Annotated in this window: 14 protein-coding genes; 2 read left to right on the forward strand and 12 right to left on the reverse strand. The window is 52.8% G+C overall.

Annotated elements, in window-relative coordinates:
- Positions 1-58: 58 nt before the first annotated feature.
- Positions 59-751, forward strand: coding sequence for a ComF family protein (locus DFER_RS18315; RefSeq protein ID WP_015813142.1), 693 nt, complete (start codon positions 59-61; stop codon positions 749-751).
- Between the two features lie 58 nt (positions 752-809).
- Here DFER_RS18315 and gldJ read toward each other — a convergent pair whose 3' ends face one another.
- Both gldJ and mfd read right to left on the reverse strand, forming a co-directional pair.
- On the reverse strand, positions 810-2,072 hold the full coding sequence (gldJ, locus tag DFER_RS18320; RefSeq protein WP_015813143.1) for a gliding motility lipoprotein GldJ: 1,263 nt from the start codon (positions 2,070-2,072) through the stop codon (positions 810-812).
- 121 nt (positions 2,073-2,193) lie between these two features.
- Entirely contained in the window at positions 2,194-5,541 is a 3,348-nt protein-coding gene (gene mfd / locus DFER_RS18325; protein WP_015813144.1) for a transcription-repair coupling factor, read from the reverse strand.
- Between the two features lie 207 nt (positions 5,542-5,748).
- Here mfd and pnuC point away from each other — a divergent pair, with 207 nt between their 5' ends.
- Positions 5,749-6,378, forward strand: coding sequence for a nicotinamide riboside transporter PnuC (gene pnuC / locus DFER_RS18335; protein ID WP_015813145.1), 630 nt, complete (start codon positions 5,749-5,751; stop codon positions 6,376-6,378).
- Here pnuC and DFER_RS18340 read toward each other — a convergent pair.
- From DFER_RS18340 to DFER_RS18385, 10 genes are all read right to left on the reverse strand, one after another.
- Entirely contained in the window at positions 6,348-6,794 is a 447-nt protein-coding gene (locus DFER_RS18340) for a barstar family protein (protein ID WP_015813146.1), read from the reverse strand. The two genes, pnuC and DFER_RS18340, sit on opposite strands and share 31 nt — an antisense overlap.
- A gap of 70 nt (positions 6,795-6,864) precedes the next feature.
- A complete protein-coding gene (locus DFER_RS18345) occupies positions 6,865-7,797 on the reverse strand; it encodes a sugar phosphate isomerase/epimerase family protein (RefSeq protein ID WP_015813147.1) in 933 nt (310 codons plus the stop codon).
- Between the two features lie 127 nt (positions 7,798-7,924).
- On the reverse strand, positions 7,925-9,436 hold the full coding sequence (locus DFER_RS18350; protein ID WP_015813148.1) for a c-type cytochrome domain-containing protein: 1,512 nt from the start codon (positions 9,434-9,436) through the stop codon (positions 7,925-7,927).
- Positions 9,437-9,484: 48 nt separating this feature from the next.
- Positions 9,485-9,805 (reverse strand): L-rhamnose mutarotase, encoded by a 321-nt coding sequence (locus DFER_RS18355; protein ID WP_015813149.1) that lies wholly within the window; start codon positions 9,803-9,805, stop codon positions 9,485-9,487.
- 32 nt (positions 9,806-9,837) lie between these two features.
- On the reverse strand, positions 9,838-11,319 hold the full coding sequence (locus DFER_RS18360; protein ID WP_015813150.1) for a DUF1501 domain-containing protein: 1,482 nt from the start codon (positions 11,317-11,319) through the stop codon (positions 9,838-9,840).
- Positions 11,320-11,321: 2 nt separating this feature from the next.
- Positions 11,322-14,090 (reverse strand): DUF1553 domain-containing protein, encoded by a 2,769-nt coding sequence (locus DFER_RS18365; protein WP_015813151.1) that lies wholly within the window; start codon positions 14,088-14,090, stop codon positions 11,322-11,324.
- A gap of 272 nt (positions 14,091-14,362) precedes the next feature.
- On the reverse strand, positions 14,363-15,931 hold the full coding sequence (locus tag DFER_RS18370; RefSeq protein ID WP_015813152.1) for a RagB/SusD family nutrient uptake outer membrane protein: 1,569 nt from the start codon (positions 15,929-15,931) through the stop codon (positions 14,363-14,365).
- Positions 15,932-15,956: 25 nt separating this feature from the next.
- Positions 15,957-19,337, reverse strand: a complete 3,381-nt coding sequence (locus DFER_RS18375; RefSeq protein ID WP_143828761.1) for a SusC/RagA family TonB-linked outer membrane protein — start codon at positions 19,335-19,337, stop codon at positions 15,957-15,959.
- 224 nt (positions 19,338-19,561) lie between these two features.
- Positions 19,562-20,614, reverse strand: coding sequence for a FecR family protein (locus DFER_RS18380; RefSeq protein ID WP_015813154.1), 1,053 nt, complete (start codon positions 20,612-20,614; stop codon positions 19,562-19,564).
- A 420-nt stretch (positions 20,615-21,034) separates the two neighbouring features.
- On the reverse strand, positions 21,035-21,610 hold the full coding sequence (locus DFER_RS18385) for an RNA polymerase sigma factor (protein ID WP_015813155.1): 576 nt from the start codon (positions 21,608-21,610) through the stop codon (positions 21,035-21,037).
- Between the last annotated feature and the right edge of the window lie 112 nt (positions 21,611-21,722).

Below are 21,722 nucleotides of genomic sequence, written 5' to 3' on the forward strand. Positions count from 1 at the left end.
GTGTTTGTCGTGCAAAGGTATTCAGACAGGTTGAAATTCACCTTGAAAAATTGGAAAAATGAACCTGAAACACCTCCTCCGCGATTTCCTCGACTTGCTCTTCCCGCGCTGCTGTGAGGCCTGCGACCAGCCGCTGCAAGGTAACGAAGCCTGCATTTGCACATTGTGCCGCATATCACTGCCGCGCGTAGGCATTGGCGGGCTGCATAGCGAAACCTTGCAGTTCAAGTTCGTAAACCTGCCGGAAGTGATGTCGGCCTATTCATTTTTGATATTTACTAAAAAAAGCAAAGTACAAAAGCTGCTGCACGCGCTGAAATACAAAGGCGATCAGCAAGTAGGAACGCTGCTTGGACAAATGTTCGGCCAGGAACTTAATGCGGCAGGCCATTTACCCGACGCCGAGATCATACTCAGCATTCCGCTGCATACTAAAAAACGCAAACAGCGCGGCTATAATCAGAGTGACCTGCTTGCCGAAGGCTTTTCCAACGCCACCGGCATTCCGTGGTCTGGCACGATGCTCGAACGGGTCCGCTACACCGAAACGCAAACAGGCAAAACCAAACTCGAAAGAAGGGAAAATGTACAGGGTGTATTTTCAGTAAAACCGGGCTTTTCGCCCCAGAGCGTGATCCTGATCGACGATGTGCTCACCACCGGTGCTACATTGGAAGAATGCGCACGCACATTGTTAGCCGCCGGATGCAAGCAGTTCCATATCCTCACCATCGCATTGGCACAGCATTGAAAACAAAAAGCCGCCGTTCGGAAGAACAGCGGCTTTCGCGTTGGTATAACTTAATATCTTACTCTTTGTGAGTACCGGTTGCAATCATGGCGCAACGGAAACCTACCATCGCAGTAGCAGAGTCCTGATCCATGTAGCGGCGGGTTCCTGGCGACAACCAGTAAGCCACGTCCGACCATGAACCACCTTTGTAGACTCTCAGCTTATCGTCTACCATTGAGTTGCTGTTCTTGGTATCGTAATTTTTCGCCTCATCCTGATAACCGTCACGACGGAAAGAGTTCAAATCGTTCACATCGCTGTTGGAAAGCGGGCGGTACACGTCGTACACCCATTCGCTTACGTTACCGGCCATGTCATAAAGGCCATTGTCGTTGGCAGGATACGAGCGGATCTCCTGTGTGATGATCGCGCCGTCGTTGGATTTACCTGCGATACCGGCATAGTCACCAGGACCGCGTTTGAAGTTCGCCAACATTGTTCCCTGCTTACGGCCGCGTGGGTTACGCATCGTAGAACCGTCCCACGGATAAATTCTTGAATTGGCCTGGTTTTCATCCGAATACTGTGTTCCGATCATCGCCATTGCCGCGTATTCGAACTCCGCTTCTGTCGGAAGGCGGTATGGAGGCATCACGTAGCCGCTTTCAATGCGAAGCTGTGGTGCCGGTGCATCAGCAGCCGCAACTGCCTCGCCTTCTGCTGCTTTTTTCTTCTTGCCGAATGAGAATCCTTTTTTCTTGCCACCACCTGCGGCTGCCGCGCCTTTGGCATTGTTGGCCTGGCTCACCGCAGCGGTACGCCATGCGCAGTAGTCGTTAGCTTGTACCCAGGATACACCTACCACCGGATAGAGGCGGAAGCCCGGGTGGCGCAGATACATGGTTACGTAAGAGTCGTTGAACGACAGCTCGTTGAACCAAACGTTGGTATCAGGAAGTGCTTTTGTGTAAAATTCTTCGGAAGAATCCTTCTGGACCGCATTCAAATATTCGAGGTAGTGAACGTTCGCCACTTCCGTCTGGTCCATGTAGAACGACTGGATACTGACCGTCCGTTTCGGGTTGTCCCGGCGCGTCATCACATCCTCTTCCAACGAACCCATCGTGAAACGGCCACCTTCGATGAACACAAGGTCAGGACCGGCCGGCAAAGCTTTGTATTGCTTCACTTCAAACCCGTCTTTACCGTTGTAGGCCAAGCCGGTTTTCGAGCTGGTCTTGCCAGGTTTTAAGCTGGTCGGCTTCTTTTTACTACACGCAGTTGCCGCTAATAACACAATCAGAATCAACGCGATCGACCGGGTACCCATCTTTTGCATGCAAATCATTGCTTTAAAGTGACTTAAGTGTTTGGTATTTTATAGTATGCGAAACCGCAAATGTATGAAATCAATCGGTATTATTTTTAAAAATCAATTATCAGGTAACGCAGGGCCACTTTTACTGTGTCATTTCCATTAACACCTGGCGCGCCTGATCAATGCTTTTAATGTCCTCGCAAATCAATATCAGCTTGCCTTTCTGATCTTTAAGCGAAATTTGTTTCGGGTGTTTTTTAATGTAATCGATCACCTGTCCGAACTTCGCCGATTGAAAGAATTCGTCATTCTGCGAAGTAACGAAGTAGCCTTTCATCGTATTGCTTTTCAAAGTCAGTTTTTCAAACTGCAAAGCCTCTGCTTCCCAGCGCAAACGGACCGTTTTGAGCAAGTCCTGCACTTCATGCGGAATCGGGCCGAAACGGTCGAGTACTTCCTGTTCGAATTTACCGAGTTCCTCTTCCGTCCCAATATTGTCGAGGCGGGTATATAACGACAGCCTTTCCGAAATATTTTTAACATAATCATCCGGAATCAGCGTCGCGAAATCCGTCTCGATCTGCGTGTCCGGCACCAGGTTTTTCGGCAGGCTAAAAACGCCTTCGAACAGGTCTTTGAATTCATTGCTTTTCAGCTCATGAACGGCCTCATCGAGCATTTTGTGGTATAATTCATATCCCAAATCGTTCACAAAACCACTCTGCTCGGCGCCCAGCAGGTTACCCGCGCCGCGAATGTCGAGGTCGCGCATCGCTACCTTGAAACCGTCCCCGAGGTCGGAAAACTCTTCCAATGTCTGTAAACGTTTGCGCGAATCGCTCGCCAGCGTCGAAGCCGACGGCGTGAGCAGGTAGCAAAATGCCTTCCTATTCGAGCGCCCCACGCGGCCGCGCATCTGGTGCAGGTCCGAAAGACCGAACATATGCGCGGAATTAATGATAATCGTATTTGCATTGGCAATATCGATACCCGATTCGATGATATTCGTCGAAACGAGGATGTCGTATTCACCTTCGATGAAGTTCATCATCACTTTTTCCAGCTTATCGCCTTCCATTTGCCCGTGCGCCACGCCTATGCGCACGTCGGGCACGAGGCGCAGGATGATATTGGCGATGGATTCGATGTCGTTTACACGGTTATGGACAAAGAAAACCTGTCCGCCGCGCTGCACTTCGAAGCTGATCGCGTCGCGGATAAATTCCTCGCTGAATGTATGAACTTCCGTAGTAACCGGCTGCCGGTTCGGCGGTGGCGTAGCGATTACCGAAAGGTCGCGCGCGCCCATGAGTGAGAAATGCAGCGTGCGCGGGATTGGCGTGGCCGTCAATGTCAGTACGTCCACATTCACTCGCATTTCTTTCAGCCGGTCTTTGGCTTTTACCCCAAACTTCTGCTCTTCGTCGACAACCAGCAGACCCAGATCCTTGAATTTCACATCTTTATTCAAAATGCGGTGGGTACCGATGAGAATGTCGATCTTGCCCTCCTCGGCTTCTTTCAAAGTCTGCTTGATCTCCTTCGCCGACTTGAAACGGTTGATATAACCCACGCGGGCCGGAAAATCGGCAAGGCGCTCGCTGAATGTTTTATAATGCTGCATGGCCAGGATGGTCGTCGGCACGAGTACCGCCACCTGCTTACTGTCACACACGGCCTTAAATGCGGCACGGATCGCGATTTCGGTTTTACCAAAACCCACATCCCCGCACACGAGCCGGTCCATCGGGTGGCCTTTCTCCATATCGTCCTTCACATTGGCCGTAGCCGTCGCCTGGTCGGGCGTGTCTTCATATATAAACGACGATTCGAGCTCCACTTGCAGGTAATTGTCTTTTGAAAACGGAAAACCCGGTGCCTGGCGGCGTTTGGCGTACAATGCGATCAGCTCATGGGCAATGTCTTTCAGCTGCTTCTTAACCTTCGACTTTTTAGCTTCCCATTCCCCCGAACCAAGCTTGCTCATAGCGGGCGGCGTGCCTTCCTTGCCGGTGTATTTGGCGATTTTGTGGAGGTTATGCACGCTTACGTACAGCAAATCATTGTCGCGGTAAATCAGTCGTACCGCCTCCTGCTCCTTCCCGTTCACATCCTTGCGCTCCATGCCCCCAAAGCGGCCAATGCCGTAATCGACGTGCGTCACAAAATCTCCTACCTGCAACGATTTCAGCTCTTTCAAGGTCATCGCCTTGGATTTGCTGAATTTTTCTTTCAACCGGTATTTGTGAAAACGCGCGAAAATCTGGTGATCGGTGTAGCACGCCACTTTCAGGTTGTCGTCCACAAAACCTTCCCGCAGCGAAATGTGCATCGGCCGGAATTTCACGAACGGGTCCAGGTCTTCGAAGATGCGTTCCAGCCTGTCGAGCTGCTTGGGCTGCTCGGCGACGATGATATTGAGATAGCCTTTGTTCTGATTTTCAGATAAATCGTCCAAAAGTCGTTTAAAATCTTTATTAAATGAAGGCTGCGGTTTCGAAGAATAAGGCAGCTTGGATTCGGTTTTGAAATAGGATTTCTTCCCAAACTCCACGGTTTTGAACTTCTTCACCTGGTTCAGAAAGCCGCGCCGCGTCTCGAAAAGCTCCTGCGGGTTTGAAACGATCTGCACGCCGCCGCCGGTTACTTCTTCCAGCGCTTTTTCAGCTCTTTCAAAACATTTTTCAATCACCTCCAATGTCAGCTCGGCGTCTTTGAACCAGATCGCCGTGTCGTCGGTGAAGAAACTCAGGAATGAGTCGCGCGTTTCGTGCGAGAGCTTTTGCTGAATGTCGGGGACGATATTGATCTGCTTCACGCTCTCAATCGAAAGCTGCGTGTCGGGGTCGAAAGAGCGGATGCTTTCCACCTCATCGCCAAAGAGCTCGATACGGAACGGATGTTCGTTGGCGAATGAAAACACGTCCAAAATCCCCCCGCGCACGGAAAACTGTCCGGCTTCGAATACAAAATCGGTGATTTCGAAGCCATAGCTGTTCAAAAACTCCGTCAGGAACGCGGGATCAAGCTTCTCACCTACTTTTACAGAGAATGTGTTCGCCCGGAGCGAGCGCTTGTTGATTACTTTTTCAAACAATGCCTCCGGGTAGGTCACGATCTGGACCGGGGTGCTGCGACCTGCGCTGAGTTTGTTGAGAATCTCGCCGCGCATGAGCACATTGGCATTATCCACCTCCTCGTAATGATAAGGCCGCTTGTACGACGTGGGGTAAAAAAGCACCTCCGTCGCGCCCAGCAGGTTCTGCAAATCATTCTGAAAATAGGCGGCTTCCTCGCGGTCGCTGAGAATGTACAATGCCGGCGTTTTTTTCCTGTGCTGCACCGCTGCCGCAATCACTGCGTCGAGGCTTCCAACCAATCCCTTGATCTGCACATGCGCCGCTTCGGCATCCTTCGAGGCGATCTGCGCGCTTAGCACATCCAGGTAACTGTCGCCTCCGTATAGTGTTAATAAGTCTTTAACTTCCAATTATATCCAATCGCTATGCGGCTCCCGCCGCCGTGAATCCAAACACAAAAAGCCGCTTCGGGGAATTTCCCGACCGGCCGGAATGAATAACAACAGTCGTACCAGATTTGTTGCTATTCTGTTCGAAATACAAAAATAGCCCGAAATGGCGCAGTGCAATAATCCGGAATATCATTTTATTTTTACCTTTTCTGACCATTTCCCTTCATGACCGACTGGCTCAACCAACCCGTTTCCCTTGCTGGCCTGCCCACCACCGTTCTCGAAATCCTGGGCTTCATTACGGGCGCGATCTGCGTGTACCTCAACACGCGCCAGAATGTGCTCGGGTGGCTTTTCGGGATCGTCAATGCGGTGCTTTACGGCGTGGTTTTCTGGCAGGTAAGGCTCTACGCCGACATGGGCTTGCAGGGTTATTACTTCGTCACGAGCATTTACGGCTGGTGGATGTGGAAATTCGGCGGGCAAAATTATGACGGCGTACGGGTTGCGCCCACGCCCGTGAGGCTCTACCCGGTTTTCGGGGTGATCTTCGTCGTGGTAACGCTCAGCTGGGGCTTCCTGCTAGGCCGCTTTACCGACGCCAGCCTCACCTACGCCGATTCCGCCCTGACCGTCGCCAGCCTGATCGGCCAATGGATGATGGCCCGCAAATACCTCGAAAACTGGATCATATGGATCGTCGCCGACGCCGCGTATGTGGTTATGTATTTCTACAAAGACCTCCATTTGACCGCCATTCTGTACGGCGTCTTTCTCATACTCGCAGTAATTGGGTATGTACAGTGGCGACGGGATTTAGCGCCTCAATCCAGCGTATCGAATGGGATTTCCTGATCTTCGAGCAAGGTGCGGATGCGCGGGGAGTCCTGGAAAACGATATGCAGTTCCTTTTTCGCCACGCCTTCTTCCTCTTCGTCGAGCCATTTCCAGTCTTCTGCGGTCGCATCGAAAATGTCGATTACCGTCAGGACTTTGTCGTCGGATTTTTCCCTGGAAAGCCAGTCGCCAGAGTTTCCGATATAGATAATGACCTTTTGCTCATCGATCCATTCAAGGTCGTTGAGCATTTCATCAAGCGCGTCGAGGTTTTTGCCTGAATAATCGGGAAAATGCATTGCTGCGGCGATAGCCTCGTGAAAATCCTTGACGGACGTTGCCTTGGTGCCGTCGATATGGGCTATAAATGCGCCCAGGAACGTTTTGCGAACATCGGATTCTTCCCGGGCCAGCAGGAAGTGTGTGTTTTTCATAGAGTCGTTGATTTAAAACATTGCAAAGTAGGGAAAAATGGACGTGTAAGTCCAGCCTTTCCGCAGTGTTTTATTTCAGGTACCGCTTTCTTAACAAATGCATCATATGCACATTAATGCCCCACTGGTCCGACAGCGGCTGATGTGTGAACGGTACGGTTGGCTGATAATTCGGCGGGCCAAATTCAGTCAGCACAGTCAGCGTTTCACCGCTTTTGACCTTATATTCCACCACTTTATCCCACCAGGCCAAATGCGCCTTTACAGCCGCTTCCCATTCCGGCGCGCGCGGGTCGTTCACCTGCGGCCCTTCCTCGTGGCCCACGCGCGAGTGGATGTGCCCCACGCGTGCCAGCGCCAGCTGAACAGTTTCTTCCTGGTCCTGCAACAGGCTTTCATGCACATTGCACCAATGCGAAATGTCGAGCGTGAGGCGTAATGCGGGGTTTTTCTCGATGAAATTCCGGGCGATATGGGCGGCGAAAAGCATCCTTCCGCGATGGGTTTCGTGGTAAATCGGAATGCCGCTTTTCGTGCTGGCTTCGGTGGTATGGTCTATAAATGCCTTGTTTTGTTCGTAGGTAAAATGGTCGCGGCCGCTGTGGCAGTTGATGTAAAGCGGCTTCACGGGCCATTGCGTGGTAGCCGCGTTAATCTGCGATTTAAATACATTCAAATGCGTCTGGTAATCCTTTTCGCCTGATCCGCAGAGGAACCCTACTTCGAGGTTATGCTTTTTCAATGCGTCGAAAAGCTCCTTTTGTTTCTCTTTCGAGCCCTGCCACCACATTTCGATGCCGTCGTAGCCTTCCTTTTTAACCGCCTCGCAAAACTGATCAGTAGTGCCTTTGAAGCCCCAGTTCGTGCCGAGCACTTTCAAGGAAAGTTTATTCTCGAACTGGACACTGGCCTTGTTTGCATCGGCAATGGATTCAAAGGAAGTGAGTGCACCCGCAGTGGTGACCGCAGCTGTGGCGTTGTGGATAAAGTGCCGACGGTTCATTTTTTAATTTTGAATGATTGAATGAGTGAATGAAAGAATGGGTCACTGGTGCGATTGATGAATGAGTGAATGCGTTGCCGGCGCGATCAATAACTGGACCGCTGTTAATTGTAAAAGCCGGGTAAAGTTATTTTTTAGAAGTGGCGACTGGCTTTGTGGCGGTGCTGTCGCCGGCTTTCAGGAATTGCGCTACTTCTGCTTCGCTGAAACCATTGACGATTTGCAGGCCGGTATGCTGACGTGCCGTTTGGGCTACTGCGCTATCGGTAACGGCTGATTGCCAGACGTAAATCGAACGCAGGCCTTTCATTGCAGCAACGTTTTTCAGGCCCGCATCGCCCACTTTTGTATCGATGATATTCAGGTATTCCAAATGCGGCAGGCTCTTAATTTCCGCAATCCCCTGGTCGGTTACTGCGCTGTGTTCCAGGTGGAGTTTGGTGAGGTTTTTCAGTTTGGCTACTTCTTTCAATGCACCGTCGGTGATCTTTGTACTGCCGAGTTTCAGCCAGGTAATCTGCTCTGCGAGAGGCAGTAACAAGGCAATATCCTTATCGCTGAACTGCGGCGCATTCACAGCGCTCACTTCCAATAGGTTCTGATCCTGGGATAATGTCTTCACGATCAGGCCCGCTTTGCGCAATGCCTGAATGTCGCTTTCCTTTGCCGGGGTTACTTTCAATGAGGCAATGGCCGATTCCTTCTGTTTCGCGCCGCCTGCACTGCCGCCGCTCGCAGCGCCACCGCCAAGGGATGCCAGCGCGGGCTTCACCTGGTCGGGCACAGTGAGTTCGGCTACTTTCTTATCGACAGGCGCACCCTGGTCGATCCACCACGAGAGCAATGCGATTTGTTCGGTGCTCAACTGCGGCTTGCCTTTGGGCGGCATGTGGTTATCGTCGTTTTCATCGAGCAGGCAGCGTTTGATCATGTCGCTGTCCGCGCCTTTGCCCGGGATGAGCGCGGGGCCGTTTTCGCCGCCTTTCAGGAGCAATGCAACCTCATCCATACGCAAATCGCCCTTTTTCTTGCTTGCATTGTGGCATTGCGTACAACGCGCTTCCAGAATAGGCTGCACGATGTCCCTGTAAACCACCGCCTGCTGCACATCCGTAATCGGTTTGATTTCCTTCGTTTTTTCTTCGATCGGGTCCATTCCAGCCAGGCTGCGGAATGGTTCGGGAGTATATTGGGTGAGATAGCCGTCCCCGTGGGTGAGAGAGCCGCCATCGTGGCCCGCGGTCATAGTGAGCACAACGGCCACTGCAAATGCAGGCAGGTAAACCGCTTTCCCAAAACGTATTTTGCCCGCCAGCCGATCCGATTTCACCAGCCACGCTACCCAGGCGAACACCGCCACGCCAATGCCTTTCCACATGTGCGCATCGAGCAGGTCTTCGTCGTAGCCGCCGCCCAGCGACAGCAGGTATCCCGCAATGCAGGCAAACGTAGCGCTCACCGCCGACCAGAACAGTACAAACACGACCGTTGATTCGCTCACAGAGATTTTGCCGGTCCTCCGCCCGATCTCTATAATGGCCGCGATCAACAGAAAACCAATCGGTAAATGCACCAGCACCGGGTGAAACCGCCCGATGAAGAGCGCCCAGGGTGAGGCCTGAAGAAGAGGAATGAGCATACCGGAAATCAATATTTAGGGGTTAGGATGTATTTTAAATGCAGTAGATCACAACCGAAACACTTCCGGGCAGGGCACGGCTTTCGGCGAGTTGTCGGGATTGACATCCATGATGTCGGCCATATGATCCCACCATTTTTTCATAATGGGCAGCCCCGGTAGATTCGCCGTGGTGTCGTTACTGCCCAACTTTTGAAATGCAAAAAGCGCGAGCGTCTGTTCGTCCAGGAAAATATAGTATTCCACAATGCCCGCCTCTTTGAGGAGCCCGCTCAGCTCCGGCCATATTTCGTCGTGCCGCTTTTTATATTCTGCCTCGAATCCGGGTTTGAGCTGCATCCGGAATGCCTTAACTGTCTCCTGCGCCATGTTTTGGATTAATACTGCTTAAATGCTATGAATTATGCAATTACCTCTTTTACAACTTTACCCTCGGTGTCTGTAAGCCTGAAATTCCTTCCCTGGAACGGATAGGTGAATTTTTCATGGTCAAAACCCATCAAATGCAGGATTGTTGCCTGCAAATCGTAGACGTGGACGCGGTCTTTTACGCCATAATAGCCCAATTCGTCGGTTTCGCCGTGGCTGTATCCGCGCTTCACGCCGCCGCCTGCCATCCACATGGTGTAGGCTTCGAGGTGGTGGTCGCGGCCCATATAGGGCATTACCACGCCATTGCGGTTTTCCTGCATGGGAGTCCGTCCGAATTCCGCACCGAATACCACCAGCGTTTCTTCCAGTAAGCCACGCATTTTCAGGTCCTTGATCAGCGCCGCAATAGGCCGGTCGGAAATCTCGCATTTGCCGCGCAGGCCGCCTTCCACGTTGTCGGTTGCGTTGGTACCGTGGCCATCCCAGCCCCAATCGAAGAGCTGCACGAAACGAACGTCGTTTTCAATGAGCTTCCGGGCCAGGAGGCAATTCATACCAAAGCTGCCTTCGCCTGCTTTCACTCCATACATATCGAGAATAAATTGCGGCTCTTTCGAAACATCCATTACCTCCGGCACGGACATCTGCATTCGGAAAGCCATTTCATACTGGCTGATCCGCGTCAGGATCTCGGGGTCCTGCACGTCCTCGTAAGTCTGCCGGTTGATCTCATTGATCGCTTCGATCGTTTTCTTGCGGATATTCCTGTTCATGCCATTGGGATCGGTCACGTACAGCACCGGGTCGCCGCCGGTGCGGCATTGCACGCCCTGGTATACCGATGGCAGAAAGCCACTTCCGTACACGCTTTTGCCCGCGTCGGGCTGCCGGCCTCCCGATGCAAGCACGATGAAGCCCGGCAGGTTGCGGTTTTCGGAACCCAGCCCGTACACTGCCCAGGCGCCCAGGCTAGGGCGTCCCAGCCGCGCGCTGCCGGTGTGCAGGAGCAGCTGAGCCGGAGCGTGGTTGAACTGGTCGGTATGCATCGCTTTCAGGAAAGTAATTTCGTCCGCGACCGTTTGCAGATAGGGCACGTAATCGGATAGCCAAGCGCCCGACTGGCCGTATTGCCCGAATTGGCCCTGTGGCCCCAGCATTTTGGGCACACCCTGGATGAATGCGAACTTTTTGCCTTCCAGAAATTCCGCAGGACAGTCTTTCCCGTGGTATTTGACGAGCTCCGGCTTATAGTCGAAAAGTTCGAGCTGCGACGGCGCGCCGGCCATGTGGATATAAATGACGCGCTTGGCTTTGGGTGCAAATTGCGGGATACCGGGCGATGCCAGCGGATCGGCCGAGCCGGCTATGGCATCCGCCTTCGACGAGCCGCAAGAGCCGAGCAATGATCCCAGCCCCAATGCCCCCAGTCCAAAACCGGCCGATTGCAGGAAATGGCGGCGGGTTTGCCGGTGCAATTCCGCGTGTTGTAATTCTTTTAACAGCTTTTCCATAATTATTCCTTGGTCACCACATTATCGAGGTTCAGCAGCACATTCGCCGAAACGGTGAGCGCGGCCAGCTCGGGTGATTTTTCTTTTCCGTAAATCAATATGCTATCCATTTCCGAGGGCTTCTGCCGGTATTCCTGCAAGGCATCCTGGTACACTTTCAACAGGACATTGAGGCTTTTCGGCTCAATCGCTTTGAAGGTCAGCAAGCGATACCCCTCTTTGAGCTGCTGCTCGGGCGTTTTTCCGCGCGTTTTCATTTTCGAGGCCAGCTTTTCAGCCGCTTCCAGGTATACCGGGTCGTTCAGCGTCACCAGCGCCTGCAACGGCGTGTTGGTAATGATCCGTCGCGACTGGCAAAACTCCCGGCTAGGCGCATCGAAAGTAGTCATCGAAGGGTACGGCGCCGTTCTTTTCCAGTAAGTATAAACGCCCCTGCGGTATTTGTCCTCTCCCTCGCTCACCACCCAGCTTTCGCCGCTGTAAGGCGACTGCCAGACCTTGTCTGGCTGAGGCGGCATTACGCTCGGGCCGTACATTTTATCTGAAATGAGTCCGCTGCAAGCCAGGGCCTGGTCGCGCACCTGCTCGGCGCTCAGTCGTACGCGCGGGCCGCGGGAGAGCCACATGTTATACGGGTCTTTTTCCTTTCGTTGGTTGTCGGAGCGCGAGTCCTGCCGGTAGGTAGCCGACATTACGATTGTTTTCAGCAGTTTTTTAACACTCCATTTGTAATCGTCCATAAACGACACCGCCAGCCAGTCGAGCAGCTCGGGGTGTGACGGTTCGGCACCCTGCGATCCGAAGTCTTCCACCGTCTCCACAATGCCCCTTCCAAAAAGCTGCTCCCAGAAACGGTTTACAACCACCCGGCCTGTCAGCGCATTGTCGCGGCTTACGATCCATTTCGCGAGGCCCAGCCGGTCGCGCGAGGCGTCTTTGGGCAGGGGCGCGAGGAGTTTGGGCACATCCGGCTTCACTTCCGGGCCTTTTACCATCCAGTTACCCCGGACGAATACATTGGTTTTTCTTGCAAAATCGCCTTTCCCTTCCCACAGCACGGGCATGCTTTCGGTAGGTCGGGTTAAAACGGTTGCATAATCGGCTACAACTTGCTGGTAACCGGGTGCCGAACTGCCCGGCAATGCCGGCTGAAACGCAGCCCAGGTAATGCGCACCCATTCTTCCGGTGCCTTTGGACTATGCAGTGAAAGGAAAATGTCGTGCTTGCCGCTGGTTTTCGTAATCGGCGCGATGATCACCGTGTCGCGCGTCGGGACTTTGATGGTCGTCAGCACCGGGCCGTCGAGTTTGTCCAGATGCAAGGTCAATACCGCGTTTTCAGCTTTGGTACCGATGTTCATCAGCACATTATCGGCGCCGGTGAGGTTCACCTGCGGAATGCGCGCATTGCCTTTGTCCTTCACTCCATAATAGGAAATGACCAGCACCGTGGACTGATCGCCCTTCTCGAAGTTATGGGCGTTGATCTTCGGCTCCACCACCTTCATGAACTGCGTTTTCGCTTCCAAATCCTGCGGATTATATTGCTTCACCCACGATTTTACGCGCTCGAAGCGTGCCGAGTCTTCGCCTTTGTAAAACCGCAGCTTCGGCCATTCGTCCCATACATCCTCGTCGCGGGAGTTGTTGAAAAATGCTGCGTATTTATAGTAGTCTTCGTGCGGGATCGGGTCGTAAGGGTGGCTGTGGCATTGGATACAGGCAAATGTAGTCCCTTGCCAGACCTCCCACGTGGTGTTGACCCGGTCGATCAGCGCGGCGGTACGAAACTCTTCGTCGTCTGTTCCGCCTTCATTATTGGTCATGGTATTGCGGTGGAAGCCGGTGGCGATCACGTTTTCTTCTTTCGGGAAGGCATCTTTCTTTTCAGGCAGCAGGTCGCCGGCCAGCTGTTCGATGGTGAAGCGGTCGAAAGGCTTGTCCTCGTTGAAAGATTTGACCACATAATCGCGATAGCGCCACATCGTGCGGCCGCCGTCGCTTTCGTAGCCCTTGGTATCGGCATAGCGCGCGAGGTCCATCCACATCGACGTCCATTTTTCCCCGTAAGCAGGCGATTTCAGAAGCTTATCCACCCTTTTTTCGTAAGCGTCGGGCGATTTGTCATTCACAAAATCCATCACCTCCTTTTCGGTAGGCGGTAAGCCGGTGATATCCAGACTTACCCGCCGGAGTAATGTCGCACGGTCGGCTTCGGGAGAGGTTTTCAGGCCTTCCTGTTTCAGTTTTTTGGCAACAAAATGGTCGATTTCGTTTTTAGCCCAGGCTTTGTCGCCTTTATCCAGCAAGCCAAAAAGGTTTGAAAAGCTGTTCAGCGAGGGCACGTCAGGCTTTTCAATCTTTTTATAGGCCCAATGCGTTTCCCATTCGGCACCATCGTCGATCCACTGTTTGAGGATATCCACCTCGTCGTCGGTGAGGGGCGTGCCGTTTTTCGGCATTTTCTCGTCGGGATCGTCCGTCAGAATGCGCCGGATCATCTCACTGGCGTCGGCGTCGCCGCGTACTACTGGTATTTTGCCCGATTTGCCCGGTTCGAGCATTTCGTGTTCAAACAGAAAACTCACGTCGCCGGCCTTTTTCACACCGCCATGGCAGCCCATGCAATGTTTGTTGAGGATCGGCTTCACATCTGCATTGTAATCGACCTTCTTGCCCAGCGGCGAACCGCCCCCGGACAGCCCGACCCACGAAAAGTATGCTACCGGCACGGCCACTACCACTAAACCGATCAAAAATCTGGTATGCATTAGTTTTATTTTAGATAACTATTTCCCTAAGAATTACAAAAATACCAGGATATGGATAAATATGTAACATTTGTTCATACAAAGTATGCAAATGTTCGAACAAATAATGTTTCCTCCCGATCTTAGTGACTCAATTTAACCGCTATATTCTTCCGGAATGTTGGCAAATGAGCAGCCGGTAAATTTGATTTACCCGCTGCTCACAGGTGCTAAAAGACTGAATTTAACCAAAATTACCCGCTATTCTGTACTGCGGCAGGGCTTAGCAACCCCTACTGCCAAATGGCATTCTGTTTTACATTCGGGTTACCCAGGAGCTCCTTCTGCGGCAATGGCAGCACGTAATCCCGCTCCTTGGGCACGCGGTCGAGTTTATATTTCTCGGCGAAGTGCTTGATTTCCTTGCCCAGGTAATCCACCGGCCCGCCCAGCTTGCTTTTCCGGCGCAGCTCGGGGTACATTACCTGCTCGAAAACAAACTCCTGCATGCGCTCATGAACGATGGCGTCGCGCAATGCCGACTGGCTAAGGCCTTTCAGCGCCGCCAGCCCCGCCCGGGCGCGCACTTTGTTGATGGACGCGTATGCATCGCCCTGGCCGCTTTCATTGCAGGCTTCGGAATGGCCCAGCAGAATGTCGGCCAGCCGGATGTAAATCGTGTTTTTCTCGGTTGCCGCATTGCTTTTGTCGAGCTCCACAATTTTGGCCGACCATGCCTTGCCGAAGATCATCTGTGCCGGGTCGTTCGGGTTCGCATCCGATTTTACTACGCCGCCGAAGCGGGAGAGGTTATAATCCGCTTTTTCGCTCCAATGTACGATCGGATAAGCGCCGTTAATTTTTCCAAACCGGCCGGTAGGATAACTTTCAATGAACGTTCCCGCAATGCGTTTATCCTTAGGATCATAGTTAGCGCGGAATTCCTGCGTGGCACTGATCCAGCTCCAACCCGATCCGCCCAGTTCGCTCGGGAAATCCTCGGGGTTGAAATGCATCGAATGCACATTGAACTCGTTGGGATTGGCCGCTGCCGAAACCTGTGCTTCGAAGATCCGCTCGCCCTGGTTTTCGTGGCTTAAATCAAAATTATGGGCAAAATCGGTGAACAAGGTCAGGCCGCTGTTGTTGATAATGTCTTCTGCCGTGGCTTTTGCTTCGGCCCATTTTTCATCCCACAGCTGCGTTTTCATCAATATCGATTTCGCGGCCCATTTGGTCGCGCGGCCCACGTCGACGCCGGTGTAGCTGGCAGGCAGCAGATCGGCGGCGGCTTTGGTATCCGCATAAATCTGCTCGATCACGGCCGCTTTTCCACCGCTATTTGACGGAAGCTCGGAGATATTTTGCGTCGATTTGGTCGTCAACGGCACATTATCGAAGTAGCTCAGCAGGCTGTAATAGTAAAATGCCCGCAAAAACAGCGCTTCGCCTTTCACACGTTTGATCAACGCCTCGTTCGTCGGATCTTTCATCGTCTCGGCGGTTTCTATGATTGCATTCGCCCGGTTGATCGAGCGGTAACAGATTCCCCAGTAGGCCTCGATGTACTCATCGGCCGGGTTCACATTGCCCAGGTTATATTGCAGCGGCCCTTTCTCCCATCCTACCTGGTAACCTATCAGACATTCAAATACATAACGATCATAAAAGTAACCTGAGTATTGCGAGTTGAGATCGTCGTACACCGCATTCACACCCAGCGTGAGTTCCGTCGCCGATTTGTAGAAAGTAGCCGGATTGATAAAATCGGGTTTTTCCTTCAAATCTGAGCAGCCCGCCGCAGCCAGCAGGAATGCCGAAAGGCCCGTCAATCTGATCTTATATAAAAATGATTTTTTCATAACAAGCTGAATTTCAATTTGAATATTAAATACCAAGATTAACGCCCAATGTGAACATGCGCGACCGGGGGTAGGCATCGTAATCGTCGCCCCGGTTGAGGTTGTTCTGGCCCTGGTTGTTCACTTCGGGGTCGAAGCCCTTGTACTTGGTGATCAAAAAGAGGTTTTGGCCGCTCACATACACGCGCGCATTGCGGATGTAGGCGCTCTTGACCGGCAGCGTGTATCCGAGCGAGAGGTTTTGCAGGCGCACGAATGATCCGTCCTGGATGAAGAATGACGACCGGCGGAAAGAAATGAAGTCGCGGCGACCGTCGATTACCGGGCGGGGCGCATTCGGGTTTTCCGACGTCCACGAGTCGGTCAGGATGTTGGAGATCTGGTTGATCTTCTGCACGCCGTCGCCCATTTCGGATTGTTGCAGGTTGCGGATTTTGTTGCCGTGCACGCCGCGGAAGAATACAGCCAGGTCGAAGCCCTTGTATTTCAGGCTGGTATTGAAGCCCCAGGTCAGTTTAGGGTTCGGGTCGCCGATGATCTTGAAGTCGTCGGTGGTGTATTTACCGTCACCGTTCACATCTTCATATTTGGGATAACCTGCTCTGGCCGAGTAGCTTTTTCCTTCCTCATCCGATTGGAACAGGCCAATGTAGTTGTACCCGCTCCAAACGCCGATCGGATTTCCGGCTTCCACCCAGCTACCCAGCACGCCAAGGTGACCGCTGGTGCTGTTCGAGAAGAACGGTGTGCTTTTGCCGAGGTCGAGGATTTTGTTGCGCAGTACCGACACATTTCCGCTCACGTCCCAGGTCAGCGTATTGTTGCTGATCAGCTTGTAGTTTGCCGCGGATTCAAGCCCTTTGTTGCTTAGCGAGCCGGAATTGAGCATAATCGTGCTGAATCCGGTGCTTTGCGGGATCGAAACATCGAGCAGGAGATCGGTCGTTTTGTTCTTAAAAGCATCAATCGTCAAGCTCAGGCGGTTGTTGATCAATGCAAAATCGAGTCCGACATTCAGCATCGAGGTGCTTTCCCACTTCAAGTCCGAATTGGGGATACGGTTGGGCGCGTAACCGGACACCAGGGTTGGCGTGATACCGAAAACGTAATTGTAAGGCACCAAACCAGCTACCGAGCGGTAAACAGGGATTTGCGAGTTACCGGTAAGCCCATAGCTCGCGCGGATCTTGAAATCGTCGAACACTTTCCCGAGCCCGGAGTTTTTGAAAAACTCCTCATTCACCATGCGCCAGCCGATGGCCGCGGAAGGGAATGTCGCCCATTTGTTGTTCGGACCGAATTTGGATGAACCGTCGCGACGGAGCGTTACCGTAAACAAGTAGCGGTCTTTCAAATTATAATTGATCCGCCCCAGCATAGACATCAGCTCCCATTCCAGCCGGCCCGAGTTCGGTACGAGCGGGCGGCTTCCATTGTTCATATTCACCGCCTCGATATCGTCCGAAGACAGCCCGCGGGTAGCATTGGATTCTAGATAATTGACCTCTTTCTGATAGGTATAGCCCAGCGTCACATCGAGGTAATGCCCTTTGGCGATCTCTTTATTGTATGTTAAAATGTTCTCATTCAGGATGTTATTGGAATTACGGTTTGCTTTCTGCAATTCTCGTCCGTTCTGGCGGCCGAGGTAGGTGTAGTTGTTGTAAAACGTGGTCCGGCGGGCGTTCACGATGTCGAGGCCAAGGCTTGTGCGGAATTTAAGGCCTTCCAAAATGTTCACGGTCAGCGCGGAAGTACCGAAAAGGCGGTTGGTATAGTCCTTGTCGTAACCTTCCACGGCCTCGGCCAGGGGGTTGGTCAGGAAGCGCTGGTCGTAACTTGCATATTGGTATGCGCCGTTCTGGTCATAAACCGGCCCCGTCGGGTCCAGGCCCAATGCCGTGATCACGATCCCGCCCGGGCCGCCGCGGTCGGTAGGCACATTGCTGCTTCCCGAACGGTTGAACGACCAGCTGTTGGTCAGCGTCGCCTTCCCTTTCAGAAAATCGTTGTCGAGATTCATCCGGAAGCCGTAGCGGTTGAAGTTTGTATTTTTGATAATACCCTTGTTATCTAGATAATTACCCACAAATGCATAGCGCATTCCCTTGGTGCCGCCGGTGAACGAAAGCTGATGGTTCGACAGCGCGCCCGTCCGCGAAATGACATCCCACCAATTGGTACCGGCCCCGATTTGCGAGATCTGCGCATCGGTATAGCGCGGGCTGCCGCCCTGGCTGCGTTCGAGCATATTGATGTAGCGGGCGTAGTCGGAGCCATTCAGCACTTCCACTCCGCGAGCAATTGTCTGGAACGAGTAGGAGCCATCGTAATCGACCCGGCTCTGGCCTTCCTTACCGCGCTTGGTGGTGATCAGGATCACGCCATTAGCACCGCGCGAGCCGTAAATGGAGGTTGCGGAGGCATCTTTGAGTATTTCAATGGATTCGATTTCGTTGGGGTTAATGGTCGCCATCGCATTGGTAGGCTGCCGGTTACCGCTGGTTCCCAATGCGCCGTTATCGGGGTAAATCGGGAAGCCGTCGATCACGTAAAGCGGCTCGCTGCCGCTGTTGATGGAGTTGGCACCGCGCACGCGGATGGAAATGCCACCGCCCGGAGCGCCGGAAGTTTGCGTTACCTGCACACCGGGCGCCCTCGACTGGATCGCCTGGTCCACCGACGTCACAGGCATTTCCCGGATCGCGTCGCCCTTAATGCTCGCCACCGAGCCCGTCAGATCACTCTTCCGCACCGATCCATAACCCACCACCACCACTTCTTCAAGCGCCTGGTTATCCGGCTGCATGGTCACGGATAAGTTCGTTTGCCCGCCAACGGTCACCTCCTGCGGTTTATAACCTACAAAACTGAACACCAGCACGGCATTCTGTTCGATCACGTCGAGCGCGAATGCGCCTTCCTGGTCCGTAGTGGTGCCTTTTTGTGTGCCTTTGATGATCACGCTCACGCCGGGCAGGCCCGCATTGTTTTCGTCGATCACCTTTCCTTTCACCTGTGCGAGGGCTTGCGCGGCGGCCGCTTGTGCGGGTTCCGGCTGCTGCGGCTCCGCTACTGCGCCGGTTTCGGCCGTTAGCAAAATGCGCCCGGCCGTTAGTTCATAGGCAATGTGCAGCGGATCGAGCAGCGTGCTCAATACCGTCGACAGCTTCTGCCGGTTGATATGCACATCCACGGTACGCTCCGCGCGGATGCTTTTCTGGCTGTACGCAAACTTGACGTCGGCCTGCTCCTCGATGTCGCGCAGGACATTTCTCAGTTCCGCATTCTGCGCATGGATCGTCACCAATCTCTCCATGACTTCCTGCGCCCTTCCCTCGCTGGCAGCGTGGGTGAGCGTCGTGAAAACCACTGCAAAAAGGATTTGGGCAAATGTTATTTTCATGACCATGCACAGTGCTGCACACCATTTTAACTGTTGGGTTTTTTGCATATTTTTGAAGGTTCTATTTGTGAAAAACAGGACGTTCGCCCGCTTACCGTCTGTCCAGGATCTCGTAAGCAGGCTTTCATGAAGCCGGTAGTGGTGGTACACTATCGGTTTCTTTGTTTCTGAGGTCGGTGAGGTAGTTTATGGTGTCATAATTAAGGGTTTAGGTGTTATTTCCATCAATCGCATCCGCGACCGTTAATCAGGATGCGCGTACCTTTCACTTCGTAATCGGCGCCGTTGGATTTACAAACGAGGGCCAGTTTATCGTAGAGCTGCATATCGGTAAGGTCGCCTGTGAAGGTGCAATGCGCGAGGCGATCGTTGGCAAACACGATCTCGATGCCGTAAGTGTCCTGCAATGTCTTCACGATTTTTTCCAGTTTTTCGTCGTTGAAAACCATCCGGGCCTCTTGCGTGGGCTGCGTGGCCTTCACCGGCTCCGGCACCAGTCCGGTCATCAAATGCCGGCTTTCGGGGAAATAGGTCACCCGCTGGTTGGGCGTCAGCACCACACCATTATCCTCATTTTCAGCCGGTTCGCTCTCACTAAATGCTTCTCGGTTTTCAAACACGGAAACTTTCCCTGTTACCACTTCCACTTCCAAGGCCTTATCCTTCCCATTGGTTTTGATCCGGAAACTCGTGCCGAGCACGCGGGTGATGATTTTGCCGCTGTACACGAGGAAAGGCTGGTCGGGATTGCGGGTTATTTCAAAGAATGCATTACCTGAAAGCTGCACGGTTCGTTTGTCGGCAGAAAACGTCGCCGGGAAAACAATGCTCGCGCCCGGTTCGAGGATGACCGTGCTCCGGTCGCTCAGGATCAGTCGTTTGGGCACATTCGTCTTGTTTTCCTCGGTGATCAGGCTGCTGTTCGGAGCCTGCACAAACATTTTTTCCTGCGCCACACCCTGAGCCGGTTGCCGGTTGCCGAAAAATACCCAGAAGCTCACCACGATCAGCACCGCAGCCGCTGCCGACAGGTACACCGCCGCGCGCCGCCACAGCGTGCGTACGACCACCGGTTCAGCCTGCGTGTCCGCCGAAGTTTCCGCTGCGAGTATGCCCAGCATTCTGCCCTCCATCTCCCGCTTTTCCTGCTCGCTCAGCACCGCCAGCCCGTCTGCGTTGAGGTTTTCATACCACAAATGGATTTTCAGCATTTCCTCCTTCGTGCATTTCCCCTCGCGGTATTTCAGCAGCAGGGACTGCCATTCCTTGTTGTTCATTGATGTGTATCGGGTAAAATCAGGTCTTTGAATGATAAGCCGGAAAAAGCCCCTCATTCCCTAAATAGATTTAGAAAATATTTGATTTGTGCTATTTTATGAATGGGTTGGCGAGAATTTTCTTTGAAAAAGATAATGGGCCGGAGTGCAGGAAAAAGGGCACATGAAGCAGAAGACGGAAGGCATGCAGAGGGCGGAGGATGCAGCGAGCGGGAGGGATGCACAAGCCACAGCGTGGCTACCTGTTTATAGCAATCGATGCTGGTTTAGTCCCTGGCCCCTGAGGGGCCTCCTGTGACGGGATGAGGAGGCTCCTCAGGAGTCAAAACGTGGGTTGTACCTGGATTTCTATAAACAGGATGGCCCTCCGGGCCGCGTTTACCTCCATATCGTCCACTTCCTCCATTTCAGGGGCTTGTATCAGAACAGGGTGGCGGCGGATAGGAGGAGAATCATTACTTCTTTGAGATGCGTTCGGACGACGCGGATGGATTTGGTGAGGTGGTATTCTACCGCTTTTTCGGATAGGCCGAAACGGGTGGCGATGCGGGATATGGGCCAGTATTCGAGCTTGTGCAGGCGGAATATCTCGCGTGTTTTCTCCGGCAGGATATGCAGGCATTCGTCGATCACCCGCAGGAGGTCGTCCAGAGCAAGCTGGTTTTCGGTGTTCAGGTCCTGAATGCTTTCGAAGGCGCCCTGATGGTCGAGATGTTCGAATGCGCGGCCTTTCGTGCGGATGAAGTCGATCACCTCGTAGCGCACGGCTGCAAAAAGATAGTAATTGAGGTTTTCAATGCGCAGCGAGTCGCGCTCGCGCCAGAGCCGCAGAAAAATGTCCTGAACGATCTCCTCGGCCGCTTCCTTGTTGCGAAGCTTACGGTAGGCAATCAGGAACATGTCGTACCAGTAAGATTTGTAGATCGCCGTAAATGCTTCCGCGTCCCCATTTTGCAATGCGAGAAGCAGGTGGCCGGCTTTGTCGTTATCCACCATTACAGCTTGGGTTTCGTTAGGGATCTGGAAACAGGATTATGGCAAAGTTATATTATTTGTCTTTATTATCCAGAAAATACATTTTCACTTTACGAATCCGGCCTTGTACTTT

Origin of the sequence: Dyadobacter fermentans DSM 18053 (assembly GCF_000023125.1) — a bacterium.
Classification (GTDB): domain Bacteria; phylum Bacteroidota; class Bacteroidia; order Cytophagales; family Spirosomataceae; genus Dyadobacter; species Dyadobacter fermentans.

What these genes read in the sequence shown, in the direction of transcription:
- gldJ (WP_015813143.1), bottom strand. Translation starts at nt 2,072, where the DNA reads ATGCAAAAGATGGGTACCCGGTCGATCGCGTTGATTCTGATTGTGTTA.
- DFER_RS18350 (WP_015813148.1), bottom strand. Translation starts at nt 9,436, where the DNA reads ATGCTCATTCCTCTTCTTCAGGCCTCACCCTGGGCGCTCTTCATCGGG.
- DFER_RS18370 (WP_015813152.1), bottom strand. Translation starts at nt 15,931, where the DNA reads ATGAAAAAATCATTTTTATATAAGATCAGATTGACGGGCCTTTCGGCA.
- DFER_RS18340 (WP_015813146.1), bottom strand. Translation starts at nt 6,794, where the DNA reads ATGAAAAACACACACTTCCTGCTGGCCCGGGAAGAATCCGATGTTCGC.
- DFER_RS18365 (WP_015813151.1), bottom strand. Translation starts at nt 14,090, where the DNA reads ATGCATACCAGATTTTTGATCGGTTTAGTGGTAGTGGCCGTGCCGGTA.
- DFER_RS18360 (WP_015813150.1), bottom strand. Translation starts at nt 11,319, where the DNA reads ATGGAAAAGCTGTTAAAAGAATTACAACACGCGGAATTGCACCGGCAA.
- DFER_RS18315 (WP_015813142.1), top strand. Translation starts at nt 59, where the DNA reads ATGAACCTGAAACACCTCCTCCGCGATTTCCTCGACTTGCTCTTCCCG.
- DFER_RS18385 (WP_015813155.1), bottom strand. Translation starts at nt 21,610, where the DNA reads ATGGTGGATAACGACAAAGCCGGCCACCTGCTTCTCGCATTGCAAAAT.
- DFER_RS18380 (WP_015813154.1), bottom strand. Translation starts at nt 20,614, where the DNA reads ATGAACAACAAGGAATGGCAGTCCCTGCTGCTGAAATACCGCGAGGGG.
- DFER_RS18375 (WP_143828761.1), bottom strand. Translation starts at nt 19,337, where the DNA reads ATGAAAATAACATTTGCCCAAATCCTTTTTGCAGTGGTTTTCACGACG.
- DFER_RS18355 (WP_015813149.1), bottom strand. Translation starts at nt 9,805, where the DNA reads ATGGCGCAGGAGACAGTTAAGGCATTCCGGATGCAGCTCAAACCCGGA.
- DFER_RS18345 (WP_015813147.1), bottom strand. Translation starts at nt 7,797, where the DNA reads ATGAACCGTCGGCACTTTATCCACAACGCCACAGCTGCGGTCACCACT.
- pnuC (WP_015813145.1), top strand. Translation starts at nt 5,749, where the DNA reads ATGACCGACTGGCTCAACCAACCCGTTTCCCTTGCTGGCCTGCCCACC.